Source organism: Paenarthrobacter sp. 10N417 (assembly GCF_056394745.1).
Window position 1 is genome coordinate 1 of the sequence record NZ_JBFTIL010000014.1, and the last position, 24,394, is coordinate 24,394.

A 24,394-nucleotide genomic window follows, 5' to 3' on the forward strand; every position below is an offset into this window, starting at 1 on the left:
GCAGCGGCACGGCGCGAAAGTCACCAAGAAACACGACGCGCCAGCCACACCCCACCAACGCGCGATCCGGCATGAACGGATGCACAAACGCCCGGTCATCCAGATGAACGCCGCCTTCAAACGCATCAAGCCCGGAGCCCTCTCACGTCAGATTCTGGCGCTCACCGGACAGCTGGAAACACTGGCCCTGGTCAAGAAACCAGCACCCCTCAAACCGGTAAACCGAGCCTGGAACGGCTAGGCAATCCGGAGGTTCTTCAACGAGGCAACGAAGCCACTCATCCGGAGGTTTTCAAATGAGGCAACGTATTACTCTTCCCGGAGGTATTGCAATGAGGCAACAGGGCCTCAGCGCACAGAAAGCAGCAGAGACCGGTCCTCAGAAGATCGCGGTCATTGCGTTCCAGCCCTGCCCCACTTTGCTGCCAGAAGGCCAGCGCGGCGCACTGCTTCCGGCATACAACCACAGGTCCCCGGCTGAGTCCCGGGCCATGATGTCAACCGGGCCGCCGCCATTGAAGTCGCCTGGCCCAAAGATGGTTGTCATGTCGTCCCAGCCTTGGCCGATCATGACGACTGGTAGCCACTTACCGCGCCCGTTCCCGGGATAAAGCCACAGATAGCCGGAGGCATCACGGGCAGCCAGATCAGCTGTCCCGTCGCCGTTATAGTCACCGAGGCCCGTGATTCCGTCCATGGAGGACCATCCGACGCCTATGGGTGATTGCGGGAGCCAACCCCCCGAACCGTCGCCGGGGTATAGCCACAGCACTCCAGCACCGTCGCGCGCTGCCACGTCCACTGCATGATCCCCATTGAAGTCGCCCGCGCTGATAATGGCCGTCATGCCGGACCACCCGGTGCCAACTTGCTCGCGAGCGAACCACCCACCCGAGCCGTCTCCCGGATACAGCCACAGCAAGCCCTTGTCATCGCGCGCCAGGACGTCGGCGTTGCCGTCGCCGTCGAAATCTCCTGGCGTAAGCATGGCCGTCATGATGTTCCAGCCCCGCCCGATCTGGACCCTTGGCAGCCAGTATCCAGCACCGTTCCCGGGATACAACCACAGGTCACCTTGGCCGTCCCGGGCCAGTACATCCGTGTTCCGATCACCGTCAAAATCATTCTTGGTGGGAACCTGGACTGACCCGTCGATCACGGTCACCGAGCCTGTACGTTTATTGGCAATGTACGTGATGTTTGTTAGTTCGTTAACGACTGCAACGGCAGGTTCCACACCCGCCGGAACCGTGCTGGTTGAGCGGGTTCGACCATCAATAATGGTCACCCCGCCACTGCCAGTTGGAACGTAGATCTTGTCGGTCGTTTGGTTCACGGCCAGTGTCCGGGGGTCGAGCCCGGTACCAATTGTCAGGCTTCCGGCGTAGCTTTCCCCATCGATCAACAGCACCGAGGACCCGCTCCCGTCGATGCCAACAACCGATACGTAAACAAGATTGGTCACTTGGTTGACTGCAATCTGTCCGAGCATCCCAGCCGTAGGAATGGTCGCGATGATGCTGCTTGTCCCTCCATCCAGCACGTACAGCGAGGCCTGGTACCGGGAAGCTGACGACACATAGATCCTGTTGGTTTTCTCATTGAGGGCAATGGCAGACAGCGCGGAACCGAGCACAATGGATGACGCTGTATTGGTCTCCCCATCAATAACCGTCACGCTTCCGCCGGTCAGGACGAAGATCTTATTGGACGTTTCGTTGAGCACGATGTCCGTAACGGGACCATAGATGGGAATCAATGTGGTGGCATTGCTCGCACCATCAACTACCGCCACTCCATTACTGAAGCCCACATAGACCTTGTTGGTGATCTCATTCACGGCCACCGCCGTGGGATCACCGCCGATGGGGATTGATGTCAGGCTATTGGTATCGCCGTCCATCACCGTAGCTGTGCCCCGAGCGTTGCTGAAATAGATCTTGTTGGTCACCGTGTTGACTGCAACATCCACCGCATCAATGGTGTTGTTGTACGTCGTGGCCCCCTTCAACTCTCCGTTGATGACCGACAGGCCGTCGTCGGTAGCCACGTACACCATGTTGGTCACAGAGTTCACTGCCATGGCATGAGGGGCGGCCCCAACCATAAGGTTATCGGTCGCGATATCCGCCTCCGCGGGCGAGCCGGGCAGAAGCGAGAGTGCCATTGCGGCCGCAAGCGCCCAGACCGCCGTCGCCCGCTTGATCCTTGACCTAAAAGTTCCGGTCACGCCTGCACTACCCAGAACTGCACCCGCAAGACCCCCAGCAGCAAACATGGCAAGACCCCCCAAAAGTCGAGACGCGGCGGCGCGTCATAGAACGGGAGTCTACCGGGCGGCTCCGACAAACAGGACACCCTCCTGTTAACCAACTCTTCCTCCACAGGCCACCAGTTCGAACCCACAAGGCCAACCGCTCCGACCACCGTTGAAGGCGTGAGGATCGCAATCGTCGCCGAATCATTCCTGCCACTGATGAATGGGGTAACCCATTCGATACTGCGGGTGCTGGAGCATCTGCAGGAGCGCGGGGATGAGGTGATGGTGATCGCGCCGTCGACGTCGGACACTGATGTTTCGAGCGTCGTCAAGGGTGCGTATGTGCACAGGCTTCCCTCAGTGCCGCTGGCCGGTTACACGAATGTGCGGGTTGCGTTGGGTGGTGTGAATCGGGTCAAGCGAATCCTTGCCGATTTCGCCCCCGACGTCGTTCATCTCGCCTCCCCATTCGTCCTCGGCTGGCGCGCGGTGCAGGCCGCCGATCAGCTCGGGATCCCGACGGTTGCGATCTACCAAACCGAGGTTCCCAGCTACGCCGCCCGCTATGGCGTGCCGTTCCTGGAGAACTGGGCGTGGAACCGCGTGGACAACATCCATCTTCTGGCCACGCGAACCCTTGTGCCGTCCACGTTCGCGCTGAACCAGTTGCGCGGACGCGGCATCCTGCGCGTGGACATGTGGCGCCGCGGCGTGGACACCGCGCGCTTCAACCCGGCGAAACGTTCGACGGCGTGGCGCAGCTCGGTAGCGCCGGACGCTCAGCGGATCATCGGCTACGTCGGCCGCCTAGCGGTGGAGAAGCAGGTGGAAGACCTCGCCGTGCTGGCGGACCTGCCGGATACGAAGCTGGTGATTGTTGGCGATGGTCCCCAACGGGAAGCACTCCAAACGGCCCTGCCCAACGCCCACTTCACGGGCTTCCTCGGCGGAGATGCCCTGGCGCAAGCTGTGGCAGGCTTCGATCTCTTCGTGCATCCCGGCGAGTTCGAGACCTTCTGCCAGACCATTCAGGAAGCCATGGCATCGGGCGTTCCTGTAGTCGCGACCGGTCGCGGCGGCCCCCTTGACCTCGTGGAAAACTCCCGCACCGGCTGGCTGTACGAGCCGGGGAACCTCACTCAACTGCGCGGCTACGTTCAGGACCTGATGGGCGACGACGCCAAGCGCCGCGCGTTCGCAGCGGCAGCAACCGCTTCGGTCCAAGGCCGGACATGGCCCGTGCTCAGCGCCGACCTGGTGCGGCATTACAACGAAGTCATCGCCGGCATTTCCAGCGAAGCCGGCCCCACTGAACTGACCTCAAGCAAAGGACCCTCCTCATGAAGATCTCCGTGATCGGCTGCGGCTACCTCGGCGCAGTCCACGCCGCAACGCTCGCGTCCATGGGCCACACCGTGGTGGGCATCGACGTCGACTCCCACAAGGTTGAGCAGCTCAACAAGGCGCTGGCTCCCTTCCACGAACCCGGTTTGGATGAACTGCTCAGCGACGGCCGTACCACGGGCCGCCTGAAGTTCACCACTGACTTCTCAGCGGCAGCCGACGCCAAAGTCCATTTCCTCTGCGTGGGCACGCCGCAGTCCAAGACCTCTGACACAGCCGATCTCTCCTACCTGATGAGCGCCACGAAGAGCCTCCTCCCCCACTTGGCCAAGGGTGCCGCCGTCGTGGGTAAATCAACGGTGCCAGTTGGCACGGTGGAGACGCTGCGCGCGGTCCTGGCCCGACGCTCGGACGTCCTGCTCGGCTGGAACCCCGAGTTCCTGCGCCAAGGCACGGCGGTCAAGGACTCTCTGGTTCCCGATCGCCTGGTTTACGGCGTCCCGGGCGGCAAGGGTGCCGCCGCTGGAGCTCCCGTGACCGCCGTTCTGGATGCCGTGTACGAGCCGCTGATTAGCGCGGGCATTCCTCGTTTGGTCTGCAACTTTGCGACGGCGGAGCTGATCAAGTCGGCGTCGAACGCGTTTCTGGCCACGAAGGTCAGCTTCATCAACGCGATGGCAGAACTGTGCGACGCGTCGGGTGCTGACGTCAGCGAGCTTAGCGAGGCGATGGGTCTGGACCCGCGCATCGGCAACCGGTACCTGCATGCGGGGCTCGGGTTCGGCGGGGGTTGCCTGCCCAAGGACATCCGCTCGTTCCGCGCCCAATCGCGCGAGCTTTCCGTCCCATCCGTGGACCGATGGATGGCGTTGGTGGACACCATCAACCTGGACCAGCGCACGCGCGCCGTGGAGGTGGCAAGGGAAATGTGCCGCGGCTTCCTGTCCGGCAGAACGGTGACGATCCTCGGCGCAGCGTTCAAACCGGACACCGACGACATCCGCGACTCCCCCGCTCTGGACGTCGCCCAGCAACTCGCTTCTGCCGGCGCACATGTAACCGTCACCGATCCCAAAGCCATCAACAACGCCTGGATCCGCTACCCGCAGATCCGCTTCGAGGCCTCCACCAAGCGCGCCCTCGAGGGCGCCGAACTCGTTTTGCTGTTGACCGAATGGGACGAATACGTGTCCCTCTCGCCGTCGTTTGCGGGCTCGCTCGTACGACGCCGGATGGTGCTGGACGCTCGGAACGTACTGGATGCTGAGGCGTGGCGAAGTGCGGGGTGGACCGTCCGCGGGTTAGGGACTGGAGCGTCAGTGGTGGCGGAGGAAATGTTCCTATAGCCGACTCGAGTTCGCGGGAACATCACGACCAGCACTGCCGTTATCCACATTGTAAGAAACCTTTTTCCTTACAAGGAGGTAGGGCAATGAGGTGGCGTGGCCGGGTTACCCCCGATGGCCTTGTTGATCTCAATGCGGGTGCTGGGCAGGATACCAAGAACCGCTCGCACCCTTGGAGCAGGTATGTGGCGCTTGGGGATTCCTTTACCGAAGGAATTGGGGATCCCGAACCAGGAAGCGTCGGAGGGCTGCGCGGCTGGGCTGACCGTGTTGCCGAAGAGCTCGCAGCCGATCACCCGGATTTTGCCTATGCCAACCTGGCCGTGCGCGGGTTGCTCATGCAGCAGATCCTCGACCAGCAGATAGGTCAGGCACTAACCCTGAAGCCAGACCTGATCACGTTATCTGCAGGCGGGAACGACATGGTGTTCCATGGCAGCGATCCGGACAAGCTGGCCAGCAAACTTGAGACCGGCGTGAGCGTCTTGGCTGAGACGGGCGCGGCGATTGTCTTGTTTACGGGACCCGACTGGGGATCCACTCCTGTGCTGGGACGTAACCGTGGCAAGGTGGCGATCTTTAACGAGAACGTTCGCGCTATTGCTGCCCGCCACGGCACACTCATCACAGATCTGTGGGCTATGAGGCAGCTCAAGGACCCGAGGATGTGGGACCCTGATCGGCTCCATCTCTCCCCCCTGGGTCATCACACAGTGGCCATCGCTGTGCTGGACACACTCAACGTCCCGCACACCCTCCGGCCGCTGGAACCCAAACAGCTGCCGGAAAGCAGTTGGCGTCAGGCCAGGGCCGGCGACCTCGCATGGGCAAAGGCATACTTTCTCCCTTGGGTGTTCAAGCAGCTTCGGCCCCACGGTCCCGGAGAGGAACGCCGGGCGAAGCGGCCGTCGGCAGGCCCCGTCTTCGACGGCGAGAAGGCTTCGGGAGCGTCTGCGGCATTGGTGGAGGGATAACTTTAGGTTCCCCGGGGGCCCGTGCAGGGAGGTTCCATCAAGGCCAAAAGTCGTCTTAACAACGATGCGCGTTCGGCGTATTTTATTGGTGTAGATCCGATTAAGGCCCCGCCGGGGTCGGTCCGCGGGGCCTGGTAACAAACAGGAGGCACCACGATGAGCAATCTACTTCGTTGGTCGGCCAGCGACATCGCCGATCCTGTCCGTCGGTTCCTTGAAGGAGACACCGGCTCCTGGCTCCGCGTTGAGGAATATCGGGACGGCGGATCAATGGTGGTCAAAGCCGAAGTTCCAGGCATCAATCCTGAAAAGGACGTCGATATCACCCTGTCCGGTGACGAGCTGCAGATCCTTGTGCGCCACGAAGAGAAATCCGAACACAAGGATAAGAGGGGGTACCGCTCAGAATTCCGGTACGGCACCTTTTCCCGAACAGTAAAGCTCCCGACGGCGGTCTCCGAACAAGACATCAATGCCTCGTATACGGATGGCGTTCTTGAGGTGCGGATTCCGGTGCCGGAACAATCAGAGAAACAGTCGCGGAAGATACCGGTCAGCCGTGGCGCATCTTCGTCCACCAGCACTGGCACCAGCTCGGGTCCCACCGAAACCCGTTAGACCCTGGCCCGGTGCCTGCATCGGGCAAGACCCCCTATTGGTAATTCAATCTTCGGGAGCTCACGGTGGACACCGGAGTGATGACGGCTTATATCGTCGGTTATCTCATTACTGCAATCACGGTGTTCGTGTTTTGCCTGCCAGCCATAGTTCTATTTGTCATTCTGTTGCTGGTGGCAGCGGTACTTCGGGTGTTGGTGTTGCCGCTGGAACTGCTGATCCGGAAGCTGCGCCGGCACCCGGAGGAACCCCAAACTGACCAATCGTGGTTGTTGGGCTCAGGTTAGGAGCCGTAAAGATCCATCAGCCGGCCGCCGTCGTCTGCGGAACTCCACATAAGCCGTGACCAGAAGCAGGAGGACCACGGCACTTACCAGGATGACAACCGCCGAAACCACAGCGTTGATCGGTATGAGCAAGGACGCGACCACCACTGCGGGCACCGCCCACGGCACTACCATTCGAAGCGGTTGGCCGTAGCGAAGCGCCACCACCGCGTTGCACGCATAGAACAGGGCGATTCCGCCACCAAGCGAAACCCCGGAACCGAGCGGCAGATGCTCGAACGGTGCTGGAATGGCAGTTGCGATCGCAGCGGCGATCGCTGTCACGCCCACAACCAGGAGAAACGGCAAAAACAGCGTGGTCTGAAGTATCCCGGAGAAGTCGGACTGCGATTGCAGACGTTCGAGCCCCGCAGTGATGGCCCCGGTTCCATACTGGAAGAACGCCCAGCCCAGGAGTGCCACGATGAGAAATCCCAGCGCACCGGCGATGCCGGCGCCCGGACTCCAATCATTCGACACTTCACTGACGATTGTGAGAACGGATTCGCCGAGGACAATGATGACAAAGAGACCTAGCCGTTCGGAAGCATGCTCGATGTTGATGCCACCAACGCCGCGCTCAGGCCAGAGGCGTCCACTGACCGCCACCATGCCAACCTCGATGGCGATCGATGCCGCCCACAGGATCAACGCGACGTAGAGCGGCAGGAATGCGGCGACGAGCCAAAGAAGGGCCGTCCCGCCGTTATATATCCAGATGCGCCCCGGCGTACCGCCGGATCGTTGGCGGTGCAGATGCAGCCACAAGACCAGGAGGACGACCCGCATGGCAGCGTTGGCAAGCGAGAAGGCCCACGCCCGTTCGCCAAACGCAGCCGGCGCGGCGGCGGCCATCACGCTCGCAGCTGCCATCGCCGCCAGCATCGCCATGCCCAGCCCCCGGGAGGACAGGGCCGGCAAGAGGTTGACGACCGAAACCATGTTCACCCAAGCCCACCACGCCGGGAAGAAGAGCAGGACGAAAGTTCCGAATTCGACCCAACCGGGGTCACCGTGGATTCCATGGGCAAGCTGCCCCACGAAAGCGACAAAGACGAGGTCGAAGAACAGTTCCATCCAGTGCACCCTGCGGGGATCGCGGGCTGCATCCTTGGTCCACGCGACGGAGCCCGACGATTTAGCCATCATTTACCAATGCTAGGCACGCGACGCCCGGATGGGCAGCCATGGACTCCTGTGAACATCACTGGCGACCCCGCAGCCGACGAACTGCTCAGCGATGACGCCTCGCGCGGCGCTTCTTGACCGGGAGGTGGGCTAAGTCATAGAGGACTTCTCCTGTTGGGGCCAGTGTGACCGGTGTTACTGTCGCTCCACGCGCCTTTTCGCATGGGCGCACTCTAAGGGGGCAACACATTGGACACACAACTTTCGCGCGCCGTAAAACACTCGCTTTTCGGCGGCAAATCGTCGCGGGGTTTTCGCGGTAAAGCACTCGGAATCACAGCCATCGGGTCACTGATGATTTTGCTGGCTGGTTGCGGTTCGGGCTCTATGGCAGCTGCTGGCTCGGTAAGCAGCAGCTCGGGATCAGCGTCGGCCTCTCCGTCGCCGACGCCCACACCCACGCCGAGCAATATAGCCGGGAAAGCCTGCACCACAGAGAAGAACACCCAATCAGTGGGCGGCGAAACGTACATCTGCACCATTGATCAATCGGGAAAACTCGCCTGGCTGGACTCAGCAACAGCAGGAAAGCTTTCTGATCAACGCGCTGCAGACGCTGCGGCAAAGGCCGCGGCAGAAAAGGCGGCAGCGGACGCAGCCGCGAAAGCTGCAGCGGACAAGGCAGCGGCTGACAAGGCTGCCGCCGACAAACTCGCTGCCGATCAAGCGGCAGCAGCAAAAGCAGCGGCAGATCAAGCTGCTGCCGATCAGGCTGCTGCAGCCGCTGCTGCGAAAGCTGCCCCAGCTCCACGCGTTCAAAGTGGGTGCGACCCGAACTATGCCGGTGCCTGCGTACCGGTTGCGTCCGACGTCGACTGTGCTGGAGGTAAAGGCAACGGCCCTGCTTATGTGAGAGGCCCAGTGACCGTGGTTGGTTCTGACATTTATGGCCTGGACAACGACCACGACGGTATCGGCTGCGAGTAGCAGCCTCTGATTTTGCCACTGTACAAGATGGTCTGCGCACAGATAGTCTGTGCGTAGACCATCTACTTCAGGAGGCAACCATGTGGGACTACGAGCACAGCATTGAAACCACCGCGGCACCCGAGGCGCTCTGGCGACTCTGGTCCGACGTCGAGAACTGGGGTTCCTGGAACGCCGAAATCGAACGCGTCGAGATCGATGGTCCCTTCGCCGAGGGTTCGCAGATCCTCATGACGCCACCCGGGGATGAACCCATCCAGTTGCGAATCGCGGAGGTAGTGGACGGCGAGCTGTTCGTCGACGAAGCACGCTTCGACGAGCTGCTGATCCGAACCGCCCACCGCTTGGACAGGCTCGACGGCGGTCGCGTCCGGGTGCTCTACAGGATGGAGATCACCGGTGCTGGCGCAGACCAAGTTGGCCCCGAGATTGGGCCTGCCATTACGGCCGACTGGCCCGACACCATGGCTTCGCTCGTCGAACTCGCGCAGCGCTGATGCCGCTCAGCCCGGGCGAGAGCCCCGGATTCCTGCTGTGGCATGCCACCCTTCGCTGGCAGCGCGAGATTGCTGCGGTCCTGGCTCCGATCGGCCTCACCCACGTGCAGTTCGTGCTTCTTGCCTGCACCTGGTGGCTCAACAAAGAGGGTGAACACCCCAATCAGCTCGCCGTTGCCCGCCAGGCCGGTACCGACGTGAAGATGACCTCGCAGGTCCTTCGAACCCTGGAGCTGAAAGGTCTAATAGAGCGCGAAGTCGACCCCGCGGATACGAGGGCCAAACGGCTACGTGTTACAGAAGCAGGCGCTGAGCTGGCTCCACGCGCAATCGCTGCAGTGGAGCTCGCCGACGCCCAGTTCTTTGAACCCGCGCCCGCCGGTGAGCTTGTACCGCTGCTGCGAAAGTTGGCGCATCCGAGCGATTGATGGCCTCCGGCTATCCGTCACCCAAGCGGCGCTGGACGTCGAGGAGAAACTTGGTGCCGGCGTCGGACAGCTTTGCGTTAGGTCGCCGCCACATTCGCGGACCCCATAGCGATAGAAATTCCAACGGCCGTTTCACGTCGTAAAAGAGGTCGTGAGCCAGCTCTAGGGGAATCAGGCCATTGCCCTCGGATACACGGAACCCGAGCATGGAAAGTTCCGATCGAACTGCTTCATCAATGGTGGCGTAGCCCGGCGTCGCTCCGGACAATTCCCACAGGACCAGGAGCTGAGTGACGACCTTATCAACCGGGGAGTCCGGGGATGCGAAGTGGTTGGCCAGGAACTCCCACAGGGCGGCGGGGTCTTGAACAACGCGCCGACCCAGCGGAGTGAGCAGCAACTTGTTCTTCGACTTGCGCAGCAGTTTCCAATCCTGCAATTGCTCCCGGAGGTTTCTCACCTCGGGGATGTTAACCTCGTTGCGGCCCGGTCCGAACCAGTCGTCGTCCCAATTGAGCTCGGTCATCATTCGCTTAACAATTGCCGGCTTGAGCCATCCTGCTGAGGTTAGATCCAGCCCATCGGGATTGGCTTCCCTCAGGAGCCAACTAATGGGAGCCAGCGCCACTTCCATGTCTTCCTCTGTGGGCGCCTCTGGCCACAATCTCTGAGCCAATCGATGGAGCTCAGCGTTGACAGCCTCCATGTCGAAGGCCGTCGGGTCGAAGCGATCAGCCCGCTCGCTGGTCACCCACTCCAGCCATCCCACCATGTCTGCATGTTCTGGGTGGCTTGGGTCTCCGACCGCCCGCACAATATTGGCGTATCCATACACTCCCCCCGAATCCTCGAGGGGACCACGCATTGCGCCGCCCGTGCACGTAATAGTCGATTCCAGAATTAGGGCGGGCCCCACGACTTCGATTTCGTGAGTCCAGTTGTCACCAAAGTCGTAGTCGTATTCAAGGGACGACTTTCCAGGCTGGGTTGAATCGAACAACTCGCGGAGTTCAACGCCGCTGGCCTCCTCCGAGCCTTCAGGTGAGTCGTCATCTTCGGCGAGCCTGGTGATGATCCGCTTCTTGTCGGCCTGGTCGTGGCCGGCCAAGGCATAAAGATGTGCGTTCTTCCAATCGAATGCGCATTGAATCGCACTGTGCAGCTCGGCAACCGTGGCGCTCTCCGGGAGAACGACCTGCCGCCAAATCAGCGGGTCCGTTCCACTGATGGAAATGCGCAGCTCGACGGCGGGGACTTGGGTGGGTGACTCCATGCGCCTAATTGTGTCAGTGCTCTCCGGGCAGGGCGCAATCGCGTCCCACCACCTAGTCCGTCCCGGCAAACACTCATTTTTGGATGGATGCACCATGGAAACCCCGAATTTGCTCGTTTATCAGTACCTAGAGCGAACGAACAAGCACCTAGACCACTATTCCCGGCCATAGTCTCCTGTTGTGCCTTCGGGACGGGAAACCCGGTGTCCGGCGGGTACCCCACTCGTCCCAGGCGAAGAAGGCACAACGGCACGGCTCCACCTATTAACCCCCAGGTGGAGTCGTGCCCAGCCTGGTTGCCGGAGTATGGCTTATCGAGCGCGGGAGTGACCCCGGCGCAAACGGATCACCCGGAACACGATGCCTAAAACGAACATCAGCACACCGAGCCCGACAGAGAGCGGCGGCAGCGTAGCAACCAACGCCACGCAGGCAGCAGCTCCAGCCACTTGAAGTGCTTTCGGATAGCGGCGGTCCTCGACGGGCTGGGTGAAGGCCGCAATGTTCGCAATCAGGTAATAAAGCAGCACACCGAACGACGAGAAACCGATGGCGCCCCTGAGGTCAGCCACGGAAATGATCAGGCAAATCACCACGGCTAGCGTTGTTTCCGCCCGGTGGGGAACCTTATACCGCTGATGAACTGCCGCGAGCCAGTGCGGGAGGTCGTGCTCGCGGGCCATCGCCAGGCTCGTCCGGCCCAGCCCTGCGATCAGCGCCAGGAGAGCACCCAAAGACGCAACTGCGGCTCCGATCCGAACAACGGGAGCAGCCCAAGACATCGCACCAGAAGTGACGGCATCGGCGAGGGGTGTCGGCGTCCCGGAAACACCGTCGGGCCCCAGTGCCGCCAACAGCGTGACCGCTATCAGGGCATAGATGACGATTGTGATTCCCAGGGCGATGCTGATGGCGCGAGGTATGGTGCGGCGAGGCTCACGGACCTCCTCCCCCATCGTCGCGATCCTCGCGTAGCCAGCGAAGGCAAAGAACAACAGCCCGGCCGACTGCAATATGCCGTACCAGCCGTGCGCCAGCAGTCCCTCCCCCACAAAGTTGCTGAAGTCAGGTCCGGAACCACCCCAAACGGCCGCCACGGCTACCGCCAGAGCGGCAAGGACGGCAACCACCAAAATTCGCGTGAGTCCCGCTGTGCGAGTCACGCCGTGATAGTTCACAGCCGTCAAAATTACGACGGCGGCAATCGCCACCGGACGCTCCCAACCTGCCGGTGCTGCATAGGCTGCGAAGGTCATAGCCATGGCTGCGGCGCTGGCCGTCTTGCCGATCACGAATCCCCACCCGGCAAGGAACCCGGGCCACGGCCCAAGCCGTTCACGTCCGTAGACGTATGTTCCGCCGGAGGTGGGGTATCTGGCAGCAAGTTGCGCGGAGGACGTGGCATTGCAGAAGGCCACGAAGGCCGCAACAACCAGACCAATTAGCAGCCCGGATCCTGCTGCCGCTGCGGCTGGTGTGAAGGCTGCGAAGACCCCGGCACCGATCATGGAGCCTAAGCCAATGAGCGAAGCATCGAAGGTGCCGAGGCGGCGGGCCAAGGCCGGGGAATTGCTCACGAAAACCCTTCACGCATCAAGGTCTGAGCTCTACCGGTGTCACCGGAGACTCGTACTGGAAGATACGTTCAGCCTAACTTGCGTCAGCGTGCTGCCATTGAATTCCCCACGAGGATGAAGAGGCCATTGCGCGAGGTTGCGCCCGTTTTCCGGAGGGCGTTGGAGATGTGGTTTTCCACTGTTCTCGCGCTGATTCCCAGATGTTCAGCAATCTCAACGTTCGAGCGATGTCCCGCCAAGGCGGCAACCTCAATTTCGCGTTCCGTGAGGGGCGTCGTCCTGAAAGTGTTGAAGGAGAGTTGCTCGTTGGTTGACGGAAACCTTGCTGCGAACAAAGAAGAAGCCTCGGCCATAGCCTCTGCCGCTGCTGTGTTCCCCTCCAGAACGTGACGTTTGAGAGCGCCTCGGAGCAGCATACCGATCTGATAGTTGTCGGCATCCAATTCGTAGTGCTTCAGGAGGAGACCAAGCAACTTGTGATCGCCCTCCACAACGGCGGTGGCAACGGCCATCATCTGGTCGTGAGCCGTTACCCCACTATCGCGCAGGATCTTGCGAAGGAGATCCAGAACCGGCGCGCCGGGAGATAAGCATGTGCAGAGCAGTGCCGTCATTGCTGCTTCCAGGATGTAGCCGCTCTTCATCTGACGTTTGATGAGCTTCACGGCCCGCCGATCAAAAACCGACGGCTGAGTAGTCTCTGCGGCAATGAGCTCATGCACTCCCTTGCCGATACCGGGCAATGGGCCAACATCGGGAACTTCCGTCCTTGCCTGCGACGCGATGGACAACGCCGGTGAGATGGCCGTCGTCGCATGCCGTAGACCGGCGAGCCGCAGCATGGCGTCATAGAGGACATCCACTACGAAGCCGGGACGGCCCATGGCAAAGACGCTGCTCATGAGGTATTCGGCTTCTTCAAAGTAGCCCCGGTACAGCAGACCGTGCGCTGCCACGTAGCTGCTGGCGACGACGCCGAATTGATCGAGATTCCGACGGGCCTCGGCACGCCAATCCAGCGCAAAGACCAGGGAATCCTCGATCCTGCCTGCTGCAAAGAGCGCGAAGGCGTGAAGGAACGGACGCAGGTGCGGGAAGGCGTCGTCGTCCTCAGCCTTATCTGTCACGCTGAGGACCACAGCCGGCCGAAAGCGATACAGCTCGAGCAAGCTTTGGACGAGTCCTTCCAACCCCAGCGACGTAGGCTGCGGGGTTTCAGCAGAAGTCTCGGGCAGGGGTGTGACCCGACCATGGGAGGCGTTGATGAAGAGAATCGTGGCCTCGGCGCTGGACGCCTGATCCGGGTTCTGCTCAGCAAATCCTTTCAGAATTCCAACAGCCGTACCCACGCCTTGCCCTGAGTAGATTGCAAGGAAAGCCTTGGTGATCGTGAGAAAGAGAATGTCATTGGGGTCGCCGTTGAGTGTGGACGTCTCCCGACAGACGCGGGTTGCCCGCATAACGTTGACCGGCCCTCCCCAGTAAACCCTGAGCAGAGCGGCAGCATTGGTCGCGGACTTGTTCGCTTGCCACCGTTCATAACGAGTTCGTTCGCGGGCGGCACTGTGATCGTGAAAATGCCGGGCGGTTACGGCGTCATCGTTTCCCTTTTCGAGCCGCAAGGATCCTAGCACCCGGGAGAGGCAGTCGGCAGTTGTTGAATTGCCCTGCGCCGTTTGAGGCACACCTTCAAGTGCACCAGCGATCTTGTTCCGTAAGAGGTGACGATCCCTGAGCGTCTTTTGGCCCCTGAAATAGTCTGCGATGACTGGCGGACTTATCGCCGCGATCGGCCCGTTATGGTGATCGTCCATGACTGAAAGGAACCCTCGCCGTTCAAGGCCTTCCAACACATCGGGCTGTACCACCTTTTGCAGAACGTCTACACGAGCGGTGCCAAGGATTGCCATGGTGTGCAGGGCAGTGACTTCTTCCGGAGCCAAATCCGCCAGCAGCGCTTCCAGGGTGCCTCTCAAATGGTCGTTCCAGAGGGTGTCACCGGTCATCTGCCACTGCCGACCACGCATTACCAGCAGCTCGCTTAAGGCCGCGGTCTCCGTGATGCGGACAATCAGGCGAGGGTTGCCGCCGGACTTTGTCAGGATTCTCGCTGTTGTGTCTGCATCAGCGGCAGCCCCCAGCACCTGCGTCACCAAGGTGTGTACCTGCTCAAAATGGAGCGGGTCCAGTTGCAGCAAAGCTTCGCGACCACTGTTCATGACGGCCAGTTGACCTCTTGAGATCGAGCCGCTGTCCGGAGCCGTGACGACCAACGGACAGTCGGACCTGCGGCGAACGGATTCCAGCACCGCCAGCGATTCGTTGTCCAGCAGATGGATGTCGTCCACTATCAGGACGTGCTTTCCAGGCTTGGATAACTGGCTTGAGAGCGCGTCTGCCATATCCATAACTCCGCTGCGGCCGGGCCGCAGCTCCAAACCCAGGCTCTTGATGGCTGAGTACGGGATTGAGCGATGTGTTCGGAGGCCGCTGATGAGGTGGATAGCGATGCCGGTTTTTTCCAGGTTGGCCACCACGTTTTGCAACACCGTGGTCCTGCCGCTTCCGGGGGCTCCAATAATCCGCACGCTTATGCCGCGGCCGACGAAATCGAGGATGCGCTGAACCTCAGAATCGAACACTCGATCCAACCTTCTGTTTCTGTGGATGACCGACATGCGGCTCACTTCGCAGGTTAGATTTCGGAAACGCGACTAGGTGGCAAAACGGCCTTGCACAGACCGCTTAACGCCCGTCTAGGTGGCAATTCCGGCAAAAATGAGTGCTCGCGCGACTCGCCTAGGTGCTGAGCCTGCTTCAAATGAGCTGGTGGGAAGGAGTCGTTTGCAGTCTGTTCGTCCATGGAAGGCCCTCGGTTTCGTAGTTGATACCAACCACGCTACGGACGTTCGAAGGTGAGTTACAGGGGTGTAATTCGCTATGTGGATATGTGTTCTAGTATCGCCTAAGCGTCTCGTATACATGTTCGACTACAACGACAACAAAAAACAGGGCCGGTCAGTGACCAGCCCTGCTTTTTTGTTATCCGAAGACTAGATAGCCTGGATGTTTACTGCCTGGGGACCCTTGGGGCCCTGCTCGACGTCGAAGGAAACCTTCTGGTTCTCTTCGAGGGAGCGGTAGCCCGAGGAGTTGATCGCAGAGTAGTGAGCGAAAACGTCCTGGCTGCCATCTTCAGGAGAGATGAAGCCGAAGCCCTTTTCGGAGTTGAACCATTTCACGGTACCTGTAGCCATTTTTTCAGTCCTTACTGAAGGTGGAGATTCTCCCGACTTTCGGGTCTCCGGTGTGGGGTGTTCTCCACCGTTACTTCAGAAGGTCGCGATCCAGATGGATCACGGGGACTGCCTGAACTACCAAATGCCAAACACAACAACACCGTCAAGTTTACATAGATCTGAGCAGATAGCCAGTGCGACGTCAGATTAATCAATCCGGTGGTCGGACTGACGAAGAAAATTGTCGTGGTCTTGGCTTAGCCTGTGAGTCAAGAGCCGGGCCAGCAGCCAGTACAAACCCGAAGACTTAAGGGAGCACGTGGACTTCTACGCCATAAATTCCCTGCGTGAGAACCACGCGGGCTGGGCCCTCCTACGCGCCCAGAACGCCCCGCTGGCGCTGCACTTCTTCATGACCGCTTTCACAGACCCTAACCAGCGTAACGTTGGCCGCCAGCAACTGATCGATACTTTGGACGACGTCTTGTTCGGTGTCCGGGAATCCTTCGGCGAGGACCGGTTCCCGCGTAGCGCATCAGAGTATCTTGACGACTGGGCAGCACCAGAGCGTGCCTGGCTGCGCAAGTACTACGTTCCGGGTGAGGACGAGCCGCATTACGATCTGACCGCCGCGGCAGAGGACGTTGTCAGGTGGGTGGAGAGCCTCAGAGGCCGCGAGTTCGTGGCCACGCAATCCAGGCTCACCAGCATCTTCGCGGTCCTGAAAACCTTGGTCCAACAATCGGAAACAGACCCGGAAGTGCGGCTTGCGGAACTGCAGCAGCAAAGGGACCAGATAGACAAGGAGATGCAGCGGATCCGCGCGGGCGACGTCAAGGTCATGAGCGGCCCCGAGGCTCTGGACCACTTCCAGCAACTCACGGCGTTGGCGAAGGACTTGCTCTCTGATTTCCGGGAGGTCGAGCAGAACTTCCGGAAACTGGACCGCCAAGTCCGAGAGCAGATCGCCACGTGGGACGGCAGCCAAGGCGAACTGCTGGACACGATCTTCGCCAATCAGCAGGACATCGGCAGCTCCCTCCAAGGCCGCACGTTCCAGGGCTTCTGGGACTACCTCATGTCTCCCCAATTGCGGAACGAACTGAACGATCTCCTCCAGCGAGCCACTCGGATCGAGGCTTTGGCGCAGGCAGACAACCTCCACACCATCACCAACCTCCATCAGGATTGGTTACCGGCGGTTGAACAGACACAGAGCACAGTGAGGCAGCTTTCCCAGCAGATGCGCAGGCTCCTGGACGACAAAGTCTTCCTCGAGAACAAACGCATCATGCAACTGATCCGAAGCGTTGAGGCGACTGCACTGGACACACGGGACCACCCGCCGTCGAACGTTTTTATGGAAATCGACGCCCCTTCGGTGGACGTCGCGTTGCCGTTCGAGCGGCCGCTTTACGAGCCCGGCAGCCGCGTGATGGTGATGGACGAGGTGGTCACCGCGGATGATCAGGACCTGGATGCGAGCGCGCTGTTCAGCCAATTCCACGTGGACAGGGAGCGTCTGAAGTCGAACATCGACGACGTCCTTGAACACGCGGACCAGGCAACGCTCGCAGACATCACCGCCGCACATCCATTGACCCAGGGCCTCGCGGAGCTGGTGCAGTATTACCAGCTGGCGGTCGAGTCGGACTGGGCCACTATCGATGCAGAAACAACCCAGAACCTCCAGTGGCAGCTCCCGGATGGCACGCTGAAAGAGGCAACCATTGACCAGATCATCTTCGTGAGGCCGGTATGACAACCGAAACAGCAAGCACCCCCGAGGAACTGCCCGCCGTCGTGACCAGGCTCTTCAAAGGTGTGGTGTACGCGGAGGCTGACCAGAAGATCTGGCAGTCGCTGATCACGCTCACGTCCCAGGTCAGGGATTACGTTGCCGTGCTGGGGCTCAACCTGATCCTTGACGAGTCGGAGGGCTACGCGTTCCTGAAGTCGCGCGAGGATCCTGAAGGCACGCTCCCCCGGCTCATCCCCCGAAGGCAACTCACGTTCGATGTCAGCCTGCTGCTCGCCCTCCTCCGGAAGCGGATGCTGGAGTTCGATACCAACAGCAGCGAGCTCCGCCTCATCATGTCCGAGGCCGAAATCAAGGACATGGTCTCAGTTTTCCTGCCCGAGTCCAGCAATGAGGCCCGGATCCTGGACCGGCTGGGGACCAACGTCAAGAAGGTTGTGGAACTCGGTTTCCTGCGGAGACTGAAGGGCGAAACGGAAACGTATGAGGTGATGCGCATTTTGAAGGCTTACGTTGACGCGCAGTGGCTGGAAGAGTTCGACGCGCGGCTGGCTGACTATCGTGACTCTCTCACCGGAAGCAAGTGACCATGACCACTGACGTTCAGGACACGCTGTTCAGCATCGATGAAACAGCAGAAACGGCGCACGACGGCGGCCTGCCGCCCGGGTTCCGCCTTCAGCGTTTGGAACTGCTCAACTGGGGCACGTTCCACGGCGGGGTGCGGACGTTCCGTTTGGATGGTGCCAACAGCCTGTTGACCGGCGATATCGGCTCCGGAAAGTCGACGGTTGTGGACGCGATCACGACGCTCCTTCTGCCGGCCAACCGCATCGAGTACAACAAGGCCGCAGGCGCGCAAAAGCGGGAACGCACGCTGATGTCGTATGTGAGGGGCTTCCATAAGAGCACCCGGAGCACTGGCGGCGAGTACTCCAAGCCCGTGGCGCTGCGGGCACCGGGCACGTTGTCAGTGGTCCTCGGCGTCTTCCATAACGCTGTGCTCAACAAGACCGTGACGCTCGCCATCACCCTCTGGACGATGCAGGAAGCCGGGCAGCCCACACGGTTCTACTCTTTGGCTGAGAAGGAGCAGTCGATCGCTGAGGACTTCTCCAATTTCGGCCAGGATCCCGCGAAGCTGAAGAAGAAGCTACGTGCTGAGGGCGTCACAGTTCACGACACCTTCGATCCGTATGCGGCCGCATTCAAGCGCCACTTTGGCATCAGCGGCAATCAGGCGATGGAGCTGTTCCACCGCACGGTTTCCATGAAGCAAGTGGAGAACATCACCCACTTCGTCCGGACCAACATGCTGGAAGACGATGACGTCGAAGCGAGGATCAGCAAGCTGATCGGGCACTTCGACGATCTCAAGAAGGCACACGAAGCCGTAGTCCGGGCCAAGGACCAGATCGAACTGCTGAAGCCGATCCGGGAAGGCGCCACCACGCATCAGAAGCTCAGCGCCGAGGAAAACCAGGCACGCAAGCAAAGGGATCAACTGCATCCCTGGTTCACGGATCAGCAGTTGACGCTGAGTCTGGAACATCAGGACGAACTGGAGCGGACGGGACAGAAGCTCCGCGAAGACAGCACCCAGCTGAGCTCGGACATTGCCCGGCTGCGGCACGAACTTGCGATCGTGCAGGAGGACATTCGGACCAGTGGCGGTGGCCGGCTCGCTGCCATCGACGCCGAAGTGGCGCAGCTTGAAAAAGCATCCCAGACGCAGCGCAACCGTTTCGAGCAGTACACCAGTGCCGCCGTCGAACTCGGATTGAACACTCCAGAGGACCGGGTGCTGTTCGACGCTAACCGGCAACGCTTGAGCCAGGTTGAGCAGGACCTTGCAGCCAAAGCCGTGGAGTTGCAGGACCGGCGAACGGCTTTGCATTCGGAGCTCAGGGAGCTGGCTGCGCGCAGGGAGGACCTCGACGCCGAACTGGCCAGCCTTGGCTCGCGGCAGACTCTGTTGGCCCGTCCGCAGTTGGAGCTGCGGCGTCGTATTTGCGAGGGCACTGGCATTGCCGAGTCGGCGCTCCCCTACGCTGCCGAACTGTTGCGAGTCCGCGACGGCGAGGCCGAGTGGGAAGGGGCTGCTGAACGTACGCTGAGGAGCTTTGCGCTCCAACTGCTGGTCTCCGCTGAGCACTATGCGGCGGTGAGCTCATGGGTGGACGCGAATGATCTCAAGGGCAAGCTGGTGTACCGGCGGATTGGTGACTCGTACCCGCAACGGCCTCCCGCACCCGGGACGCTGGGCGCGAAGATTGCAATCAAGCAGGGGACGCCGTTCCGCGATTTCCTGCTGGATGAGCTCAGCACCAGGTTCGATTATGTCTGCTGCGACACCATGGAGGACTTCCGCAGGCATCCCAAGGCGCTGACTGTTAATGGTCAGTTGAAGGGCTCGCGGGGAAGGCATGAGAAGGACGACCGCACTGGCCTGACGGACCGGCGGACGTTTGTCCTGGGCTGGGACAACCACGAGAAGATCGTGCGGATTCGCGCTGAGCGGGACGACATTGACGGCAAGCATCGCAGTGTCGGGACCCAGCTGGCGAAGGTCGATGCGTCACTGGGTGACGCCGCCCGGCTGAACCGCTTGCTGGGCAATGTTGGGTCTGTGACCGAGTTTTCGGAGATCAGCTGGCAGGTGACCGCCCGCCGGGTCCAGGAGCTTAGGGATGAGAAGCTGCAACTCCAGCAGGCGAGCAGCGTGCTGCAGCAGCTGACGATCAAGGAGTCTGAGGTCGCTGCCAGGATCGAGAAGCTTCAAGAGCGCTCCGACAAGGTTCGCGAGCGGATTGGAGCCAACGACAAGGACGCCCGGGACATCGCAACGGTGATCGAGGAATGTCGCCTGACCTTGCAGGAACAACCGCTAACGGACGACGGCGACGTACTGGCTGCCGTAGCGCGGCTCAACGCCGAGACACTCGGTCAAAAGTTGCTCACGTACCGGAATACCGTTTCTACGGAGAGTTCGGTCCGTTCCGGTCTGACCGGAACGATTGACGCGCTGACCAAAAAGATCGCGACGGCTGCGGCTTCCACAGTGCGGCTCATGGCGGACTTCCGCAACAAGTATCCGAACGAGACCACGGACATTGACGCCACGCTGGAGGCTGCGGAGGAGTTCAACAGGCTCCTCGAACAGCTGGAGCGCGATGACCTTCCCAGGTTCGAGGCGCGTTTCAAGGACTCACTGACGCAGAACACCATCCATGAAGTAGTGGCGTTCAACGCATTCCTGGACAGCCGCCGGCAGGACATCGTGAACCGGATCAGCGAGATCAACCTGTCCCTGGCGGAGATCGAGTACAACCCAGGCAGGCACATCCAACTGGAGCATCAGAACTCCACTGACCTGGATGTGCGGCAGTTCGGGATCGACCTCAGGGCCTGCTCCGAGGGCACGATTGGTGATGATGATCAGTACTCTGAGCAGAAGTATCTGCAGGTGGAACGGCTGATCGAGCGTTTCCGTGGCCGTGAAGGGTTCACCACCTTGGACGAGCGCTGGACGTCCAAGGTGACGGACGTGCGGAACTGGTTTACGTTCTCGGCATCGGAGAAGTGGACCGAAACGGGCGAGGAGTTTGAGCACTTCACGGATTCGGGTGGCAAGTCCGGCGGACAGAAAGAGAAGCTTGCGTACACGATCCTTGCGGCTGCCTTGGCGTTCCAGTTTGGATTGGCTTCTGTCAAAGGCGCCTCACGCTCCAGCGCAGGCGGCCCTGCCAAGGGGAGGAGCTTCCGGTTTGTGGTGATCGACGAGGCGTTTGGTCGTGGCTCTGACGAGTCCGCCCGCTATGGAATGGAGCTCTTCCAGCGGATGAAACTGCAGCTGCTGATCGTCACACCACTTCAGAAGATCAACGTCATCGAGCCGTTTGTGGCACACGTGGGCTTCGTCGCCAACACCAACGGCAACGACTCCCAGCTGCGCAACATGACCATCACCGAGTACCGCGAGGAACGGGAGAAGCGTGCCGGCTAAGTCTGCTCTTGCTCGTCGTTGGACGACGTTGCCGGGGCTGCGATCGCTGTCTGCAACCGCATGGGACCGTGGCCAGCTCCTGCGCGAGGCTCTTGAACCGACTGACCTGTACCCACGGCGTCGCGCGTTGAAGCGACCATCCGCCACGGAATTGCGGGACGATTACGCTGCCGCCCGCGCATGGGCTGCTGAGCTGTTCGCCGCCGCAGGGCCGTACAGTCTCGAAACGGTCGACGTCGGCCGTACCACTATCGGGTCAAACCAACTTCCCGCCGTGGCCGTGTTTGATTCTGTGGAGGACGAGGTTGCGTTTGTTGGTAAGTCGCGGGAGTTGGAGCGTTTCCGATCGCTTGCTTCTTCGCTTGTAGCTCTTGATCCCGCTCTTAAGGCTTGGGCTTTGARGCGACCACTTGCTCTGTTGGAGCTGGGCGACGCGGCATTGACTGCTGCCCGAGTGGCGCTGTGGCTCGGCGACCACCCCTCCCCTGGTGTTTATGTGCGGCAGTTGAGCCTGCCTGGGGTTCACACGAAGTTCATCGAGACGCACCGCCGGACAATTGATGAGATGGTGGGGACGCTGGTGCCCGCGGAGGTTTCGGATACACCCACCGTCGAGGCGCCTGACGACGAACTGCTTGAGGTGGCTGAGTCTTCGACTCTCGATGATCCCTTGCTGGGACGATCAGCTGCCCGAACACCGGCTGCACGCTTCGCCGAGCGCCACGGTTTCCTCCATCAGCCCGAGCAGGTCCGATTCCGTGTCTTGGATTCGGCAATCCCCTTGCTGGGTGATGCCCGGGACATCACGGTGACGGCTTCCGCGTTTGAGTCCCTCAGGCTTCCGGTGAGCACCGTGATCATCACCGAGAATCTCGTGAACTTCCTGGCCCTCCCTGACCGGCCGGACACTCTGGCCATCTTCGGGGCCGGCTACGGCTTCTCACCCCTCCGGGATGCGGCAAGGCTGCACAGCTGTGAGGTCCTGTACTGGGGTGACTTGGACACCCACGGCTTCCGCATCCTGGATCAACTGCGTTCAGTCCATCCTCATGTGTCGAGCGTACTGATGGACGAGGAAACGCTGCTGGCGCATCGGGATGCGTGGAGCGTGGAATCCTCCCCCTCACGCGCTGTGCTGAGCCGGCTGACCGCTGAGGAAGCCCGCGTCTACGAGGGGTTGCAGGCAGGCAGCTATGGCGACGGAGTTCGGCTGGAGCAGGAATTGATTGGCTGGGATTGGGCGCTACGGAGGCTTGCGGCCTGATCGTCATGCTCTGCGTACAGTTGGGCATGGAGGCACAACCTAGGAGAACAAGCAAATGCAGATGCCCAAGCCCTCGGACGCCGATAAGGAACGCTTCCGTTCTGTGCTGCCCGATCATCCGGATGTCATCGTCAAGCCGATGTTCGGCAATCTTGGCGCCTTTGTGAATGGCAACATGTTTGCGGGACTGTTCGGCCCCACCATCGGCGTCCGTCTTTCCGAGGCCGACAAGGCCGAGCTCGAGGCTGATCACGAGACTCAACCCTTCGGCCCTGAAGAACGTCCCATGGGCGGATACACCGGTCTTCCAGATGCTTGGAATGATGATGCCGAGAAGGCCGAACCATGGGTGGCCAAAGCCTTCGACTACGTGGCTGGGCTCGCAGCGAAGAAACCGAAAGCACGGCCTTCCAAGAACTAAATACCCTCGCCAAACACGCCGTTTCGTGCTGAGATCAAGCCATGCCCTCGATGAATGGACGAACAGCGCTGGTAACCGGCGCTACGGGTGGTCTTGCCAAGGCCATCGCCACCGCACTGGCACGCGAAGGTGCGACCGTCGTCGTGGTTGGACGGACAGAAGCGCGGGCCGAAGCGGCTTTGCGCGACATCCAGGCGGCGGTCCCGGGCGCGACCTTGGAGCCTCTTGCCTGCGATCTCTCAAACCAAGCGTCAATTCGCTCGGCCGCTGAGGAGTTCCTTTCCCGGCACGACGAGCTTCACGTGCTCGTCAATGCGGCCGGCGTTTTCCGCAAAGAACGCCACGTGACCGCGGATGGCCTCGAGCTCACGTTCGCCACCAACGTGATGGGCTACTTCCTTCTGACGAATCTGCTCCTGGATGCGCTCAAGCGCGGCGCGAGCAGAGATGAGGGGCAGCCGTCGCGGATCGTCAATATCGCTTCCAAGTATTCGGGCGGCCCCTCGGTGACAAAGATCGATTTCGATGACCTTCAAACTGAGAAAGGCAACTACAGCTACCTCCGCTCTACCCCACCAACAATGCTCGGCCGTGTTCTATTGACACAAGAGTTCGCGGAACGCCTTCGCGGATCCAACATCGTCGTCAACGCAGTGCACCCGGGCCTCGTCAAGCACACCGCTCTTCTGCAGGACGTTGGCGGACCATTCCGCTGGATGACAAATACCTTCGGCAAGCCCGCAGAGAAGGCAGCCGATACGGCTGTTTGGCTGGCCACGTCGCCAGAGGCTGCGGCGGTGTCCGGCAAGCTCTGGGCCAAACGCAAGGAACTGCCGACGCCGGGCATGGGCTCTGATCCCGCCGCCCGGAAGCGGCTGTGGCAAGAGTGCGAGCGACTGTCCAAAATACTGTGATCTGACAGCGAAAACCCCACGCCAGGCTGACC

General features: G+C 60.8%; 20 protein-coding genes and 1 pseudogene. 15 read left to right on the forward strand and 6 right to left on the reverse strand.

The window, feature by feature from the left end:
- A pseudogene (locus AC1DCM_RS16730) lies at positions 1-241 on the forward strand (hypothetical protein); the annotation flags it as partial.
- Positions 242-379: 138 nt separating this feature from the next.
- Here AC1DCM_RS16730 and AC1DCM_RS16735 read toward each other — a convergent pair.
- Positions 380-2,230: an FG-GAP-like repeat-containing protein gene (locus AC1DCM_RS16735; RefSeq protein WP_477519075.1), complete on the reverse strand. Its 1,851-nt coding sequence runs from the start codon at positions 2,228-2,230 to the stop codon at positions 380-382.
- A 207-nt stretch (positions 2,231-2,437) separates the two neighbouring features.
- On the opposite strand from AC1DCM_RS16735, the gene AC1DCM_RS16740 reads away from it, so the two are divergent.
- The 5 genes from AC1DCM_RS16740 to AC1DCM_RS16760 all read left to right on the forward strand — a co-directional run bounded on the left by AC1DCM_RS16740 (position 2,438) and on the right by AC1DCM_RS16760 (position 6,829).
- The gene (locus AC1DCM_RS16740) at positions 2,438-3,604 is read left to right on the forward strand and encodes a glycosyltransferase family 4 protein (RefSeq protein WP_477519076.1); all 1,167 of its coding nucleotides are present in this window, start codon (positions 2,438-2,440) and stop codon (positions 3,602-3,604) included.
- Positions 3,601-4,950, forward strand: a complete 1,350-nt coding sequence (locus AC1DCM_RS16745) for a UDP-glucose dehydrogenase family protein (protein WP_477519077.1) — start codon at positions 3,601-3,603, stop codon at positions 4,948-4,950. The genes AC1DCM_RS16740 and AC1DCM_RS16745 overlap by 4 nt, the downstream gene beginning before the upstream one ends.
- 86 nt (positions 4,951-5,036) lie before the next feature.
- Positions 5,037-5,924, forward strand: coding sequence for an SGNH/GDSL hydrolase family protein (locus tag AC1DCM_RS16750; protein ID WP_477519078.1), 888 nt, complete (start codon positions 5,037-5,039; stop codon positions 5,922-5,924).
- Between the two features lie 156 nt (positions 5,925-6,080).
- Positions 6,081-6,542, forward strand: coding sequence for an Hsp20/alpha crystallin family protein (locus tag AC1DCM_RS16755; RefSeq protein ID WP_442002563.1), 462 nt, complete (start codon positions 6,081-6,083; stop codon positions 6,540-6,542).
- A 65-nt stretch (positions 6,543-6,607) separates the two neighbouring features.
- Complete coding sequence (locus AC1DCM_RS16760; RefSeq protein WP_442002562.1) at positions 6,608-6,829, forward strand: hypothetical protein; 222 nt, start codon at positions 6,608-6,610, stop codon at positions 6,827-6,829.
- On the opposite strand, the gene AC1DCM_RS16765 is transcribed toward AC1DCM_RS16760, so the two are convergent.
- On the reverse strand, positions 6,821-8,017 hold the full coding sequence (locus tag AC1DCM_RS16765) for a low temperature requirement protein A (protein WP_477519079.1): 1,197 nt from the start codon (positions 8,015-8,017) through the stop codon (positions 6,821-6,823). The two genes, AC1DCM_RS16760 and AC1DCM_RS16765, sit on opposite strands and share 9 nt — an antisense overlap.
- Positions 8,018-8,245: 228 nt before the next feature.
- On the opposite strand from AC1DCM_RS16765, the gene AC1DCM_RS16770 reads away from it, so the two are divergent.
- From AC1DCM_RS16770 to AC1DCM_RS16780, 3 genes are all read left to right on the forward strand, one after another.
- A complete protein-coding gene (locus AC1DCM_RS16770) occupies positions 8,246-8,983 on the forward strand; it encodes a hypothetical protein (protein ID WP_477519080.1) in 738 nt (245 codons plus the stop codon).
- 80 nt (positions 8,984-9,063) lie between these two features.
- Positions 9,064-9,480 (forward strand): SRPBCC family protein, encoded by a 417-nt coding sequence (locus AC1DCM_RS16775; RefSeq protein WP_477519081.1) that lies wholly within the window; start codon positions 9,064-9,066, stop codon positions 9,478-9,480.
- Positions 9,480-9,908, forward strand: a complete 429-nt coding sequence (locus AC1DCM_RS16780) for a MarR family winged helix-turn-helix transcriptional regulator (RefSeq protein WP_477519082.1) — start codon at positions 9,480-9,482, stop codon at positions 9,906-9,908. The genes AC1DCM_RS16775 and AC1DCM_RS16780 overlap by 1 nt, the downstream gene beginning before the upstream one ends.
- Positions 9,909-9,918: 10 nt before the next feature.
- Here the strand turns inward: AC1DCM_RS16780 and AC1DCM_RS16785 are convergent, their stop codons facing one another.
- The 4 genes from AC1DCM_RS16785 to cspE all read right to left on the reverse strand — a co-directional run bounded on the left by AC1DCM_RS16785 (position 9,919) and on the right by cspE (position 16,016).
- Positions 9,919-11,181: a plasmid pRiA4b ORF-3 family protein gene (locus AC1DCM_RS16785; protein ID WP_477519083.1), complete on the reverse strand. Its 1,263-nt coding sequence runs from the start codon at positions 11,179-11,181 to the stop codon at positions 9,919-9,921.
- 312 nt (positions 11,182-11,493) lie between these two features.
- Positions 11,494-12,759, reverse strand: a complete 1,266-nt coding sequence (locus AC1DCM_RS16790; RefSeq protein WP_477519084.1) for an APC family permease — start codon at positions 12,757-12,759, stop codon at positions 11,494-11,496.
- Positions 12,760-12,842: 83 nt separating this feature from the next.
- Entirely contained in the window at positions 12,843-15,401 is a 2,559-nt protein-coding gene (locus tag AC1DCM_RS16795; RefSeq protein ID WP_477519085.1) for a helix-turn-helix transcriptional regulator, read from the reverse strand.
- 411 nt (positions 15,402-15,812) lie between these two features.
- On the reverse strand, positions 15,813-16,016 hold the full coding sequence (cspE, locus tag AC1DCM_RS16800; protein WP_011773907.1) for a transcription antiterminator/RNA stability regulator CspE: 204 nt from the start codon (positions 16,014-16,016) through the stop codon (positions 15,813-15,815).
- A 301-nt stretch (positions 16,017-16,317) separates the two neighbouring features.
- Between cspE and AC1DCM_RS16805 the strand changes: the two genes are divergently transcribed.
- The 6 genes from AC1DCM_RS16805 to AC1DCM_RS16830 are packed head-to-tail and all read left to right on the forward strand — an operon-like array spanning position 16,318 to position 24,362.
- Positions 16,318-17,760: a DUF3375 domain-containing protein gene (locus tag AC1DCM_RS16805; RefSeq protein ID WP_477519086.1), complete on the forward strand. Its 1,443-nt coding sequence runs from the start codon at positions 16,318-16,320 to the stop codon at positions 17,758-17,760.
- Positions 17,757-18,344 carry a DUF4194 domain-containing protein gene (locus tag AC1DCM_RS16810; protein ID WP_477519087.1) on the forward strand — a complete coding sequence of 196 codons (588 nt, stop codon included), beginning with the start codon at positions 17,757-17,759 and terminating at the stop codon, positions 18,342-18,344. Before AC1DCM_RS16805 ends, AC1DCM_RS16810 begins: the two co-directional genes overlap by 4 nt.
- A 2-nt stretch (positions 18,345-18,346) precedes the next feature.
- Positions 18,347-21,763, forward strand: coding sequence for an ATP-binding protein (locus AC1DCM_RS16815; RefSeq protein ID WP_477519088.1), 3,417 nt, complete (start codon positions 18,347-18,349; stop codon positions 21,761-21,763).
- The gene (locus AC1DCM_RS16820; protein ID WP_477519089.1) at positions 21,753-23,027 is read left to right on the forward strand and encodes a Wadjet anti-phage system protein JetD domain-containing protein; all 1,275 of its coding nucleotides are present in this window, start codon (positions 21,753-21,755) and stop codon (positions 23,025-23,027) included. The genes AC1DCM_RS16815 and AC1DCM_RS16820 overlap by 11 nt, the downstream gene beginning before the upstream one ends.
- A 55-nt stretch (positions 23,028-23,082) precedes the next feature.
- Positions 23,083-23,448 (forward strand): TfoX/Sxy family protein, encoded by a 366-nt coding sequence (locus AC1DCM_RS16825; RefSeq protein ID WP_477519090.1) that lies wholly within the window; start codon positions 23,083-23,085, stop codon positions 23,446-23,448.
- A gap of 41 nt (positions 23,449-23,489) precedes the next feature.
- Entirely contained in the window at positions 23,490-24,362 is an 873-nt protein-coding gene (locus AC1DCM_RS16830; protein WP_477519091.1) for an SDR family NAD(P)-dependent oxidoreductase, read from the forward strand.
- Positions 24,363-24,394: the final 32 nt, after the last annotated feature.

Coding starts and splice junctions, on each gene's coding strand:
- AC1DCM_RS16830 (WP_477519091.1), top strand. CDS start 23,490: ATGCCCTCGATGAATGGACGAACAGCGCTGGTAACCGGCGCTACGGGT.
- AC1DCM_RS16745 (WP_477519077.1), top strand. CDS start 3,601: ATGAAGATCTCCGTGATCGGCTGCGGCTACCTCGGCGCAGTCCACGCC.
- AC1DCM_RS16765 (WP_477519079.1), bottom strand. CDS start 8,017: ATGATGGCTAAATCGTCGGGCTCCGTCGCGTGGACCAAGGATGCAGCC.
- AC1DCM_RS16775 (WP_477519081.1), top strand. CDS start 9,064: ATGTGGGACTACGAGCACAGCATTGAAACCACCGCGGCACCCGAGGCG.
- AC1DCM_RS16755 (WP_442002563.1), top strand. CDS start 6,081: ATGAGCAATCTACTTCGTTGGTCGGCCAGCGACATCGCCGATCCTGTC.
- AC1DCM_RS16810 (WP_477519087.1), top strand. CDS start 17,757: ATGACAACCGAAACAGCAAGCACCCCCGAGGAACTGCCCGCCGTCGTG.
- AC1DCM_RS16750 (WP_477519078.1), top strand. CDS start 5,037: ATGAGGTGGCGTGGCCGGGTTACCCCCGATGGCCTTGTTGATCTCAAT.
- AC1DCM_RS16780 (WP_477519082.1), top strand. CDS start 9,480: ATGCCGCTCAGCCCGGGCGAGAGCCCCGGATTCCTGCTGTGGCATGCC.
- AC1DCM_RS16815 (WP_477519088.1), top strand. CDS start 18,347: ATGACCACTGACGTTCAGGACACGCTGTTCAGCATCGATGAAACAGCA.
- cspE (WP_011773907.1), bottom strand. CDS start 16,016: ATGGCTACAGGTACCGTGAAATGGTTCAACTCCGAAAAGGGCTTCGGC.
- AC1DCM_RS16825 (WP_477519090.1), top strand. CDS start 23,083: ATGCAGATGCCCAAGCCCTCGGACGCCGATAAGGAACGCTTCCGTTCT.
- AC1DCM_RS16785 (WP_477519083.1), bottom strand. CDS start 11,181: ATGGAGTCACCCACCCAAGTCCCCGCCGTCGAGCTGCGCATTTCCATC.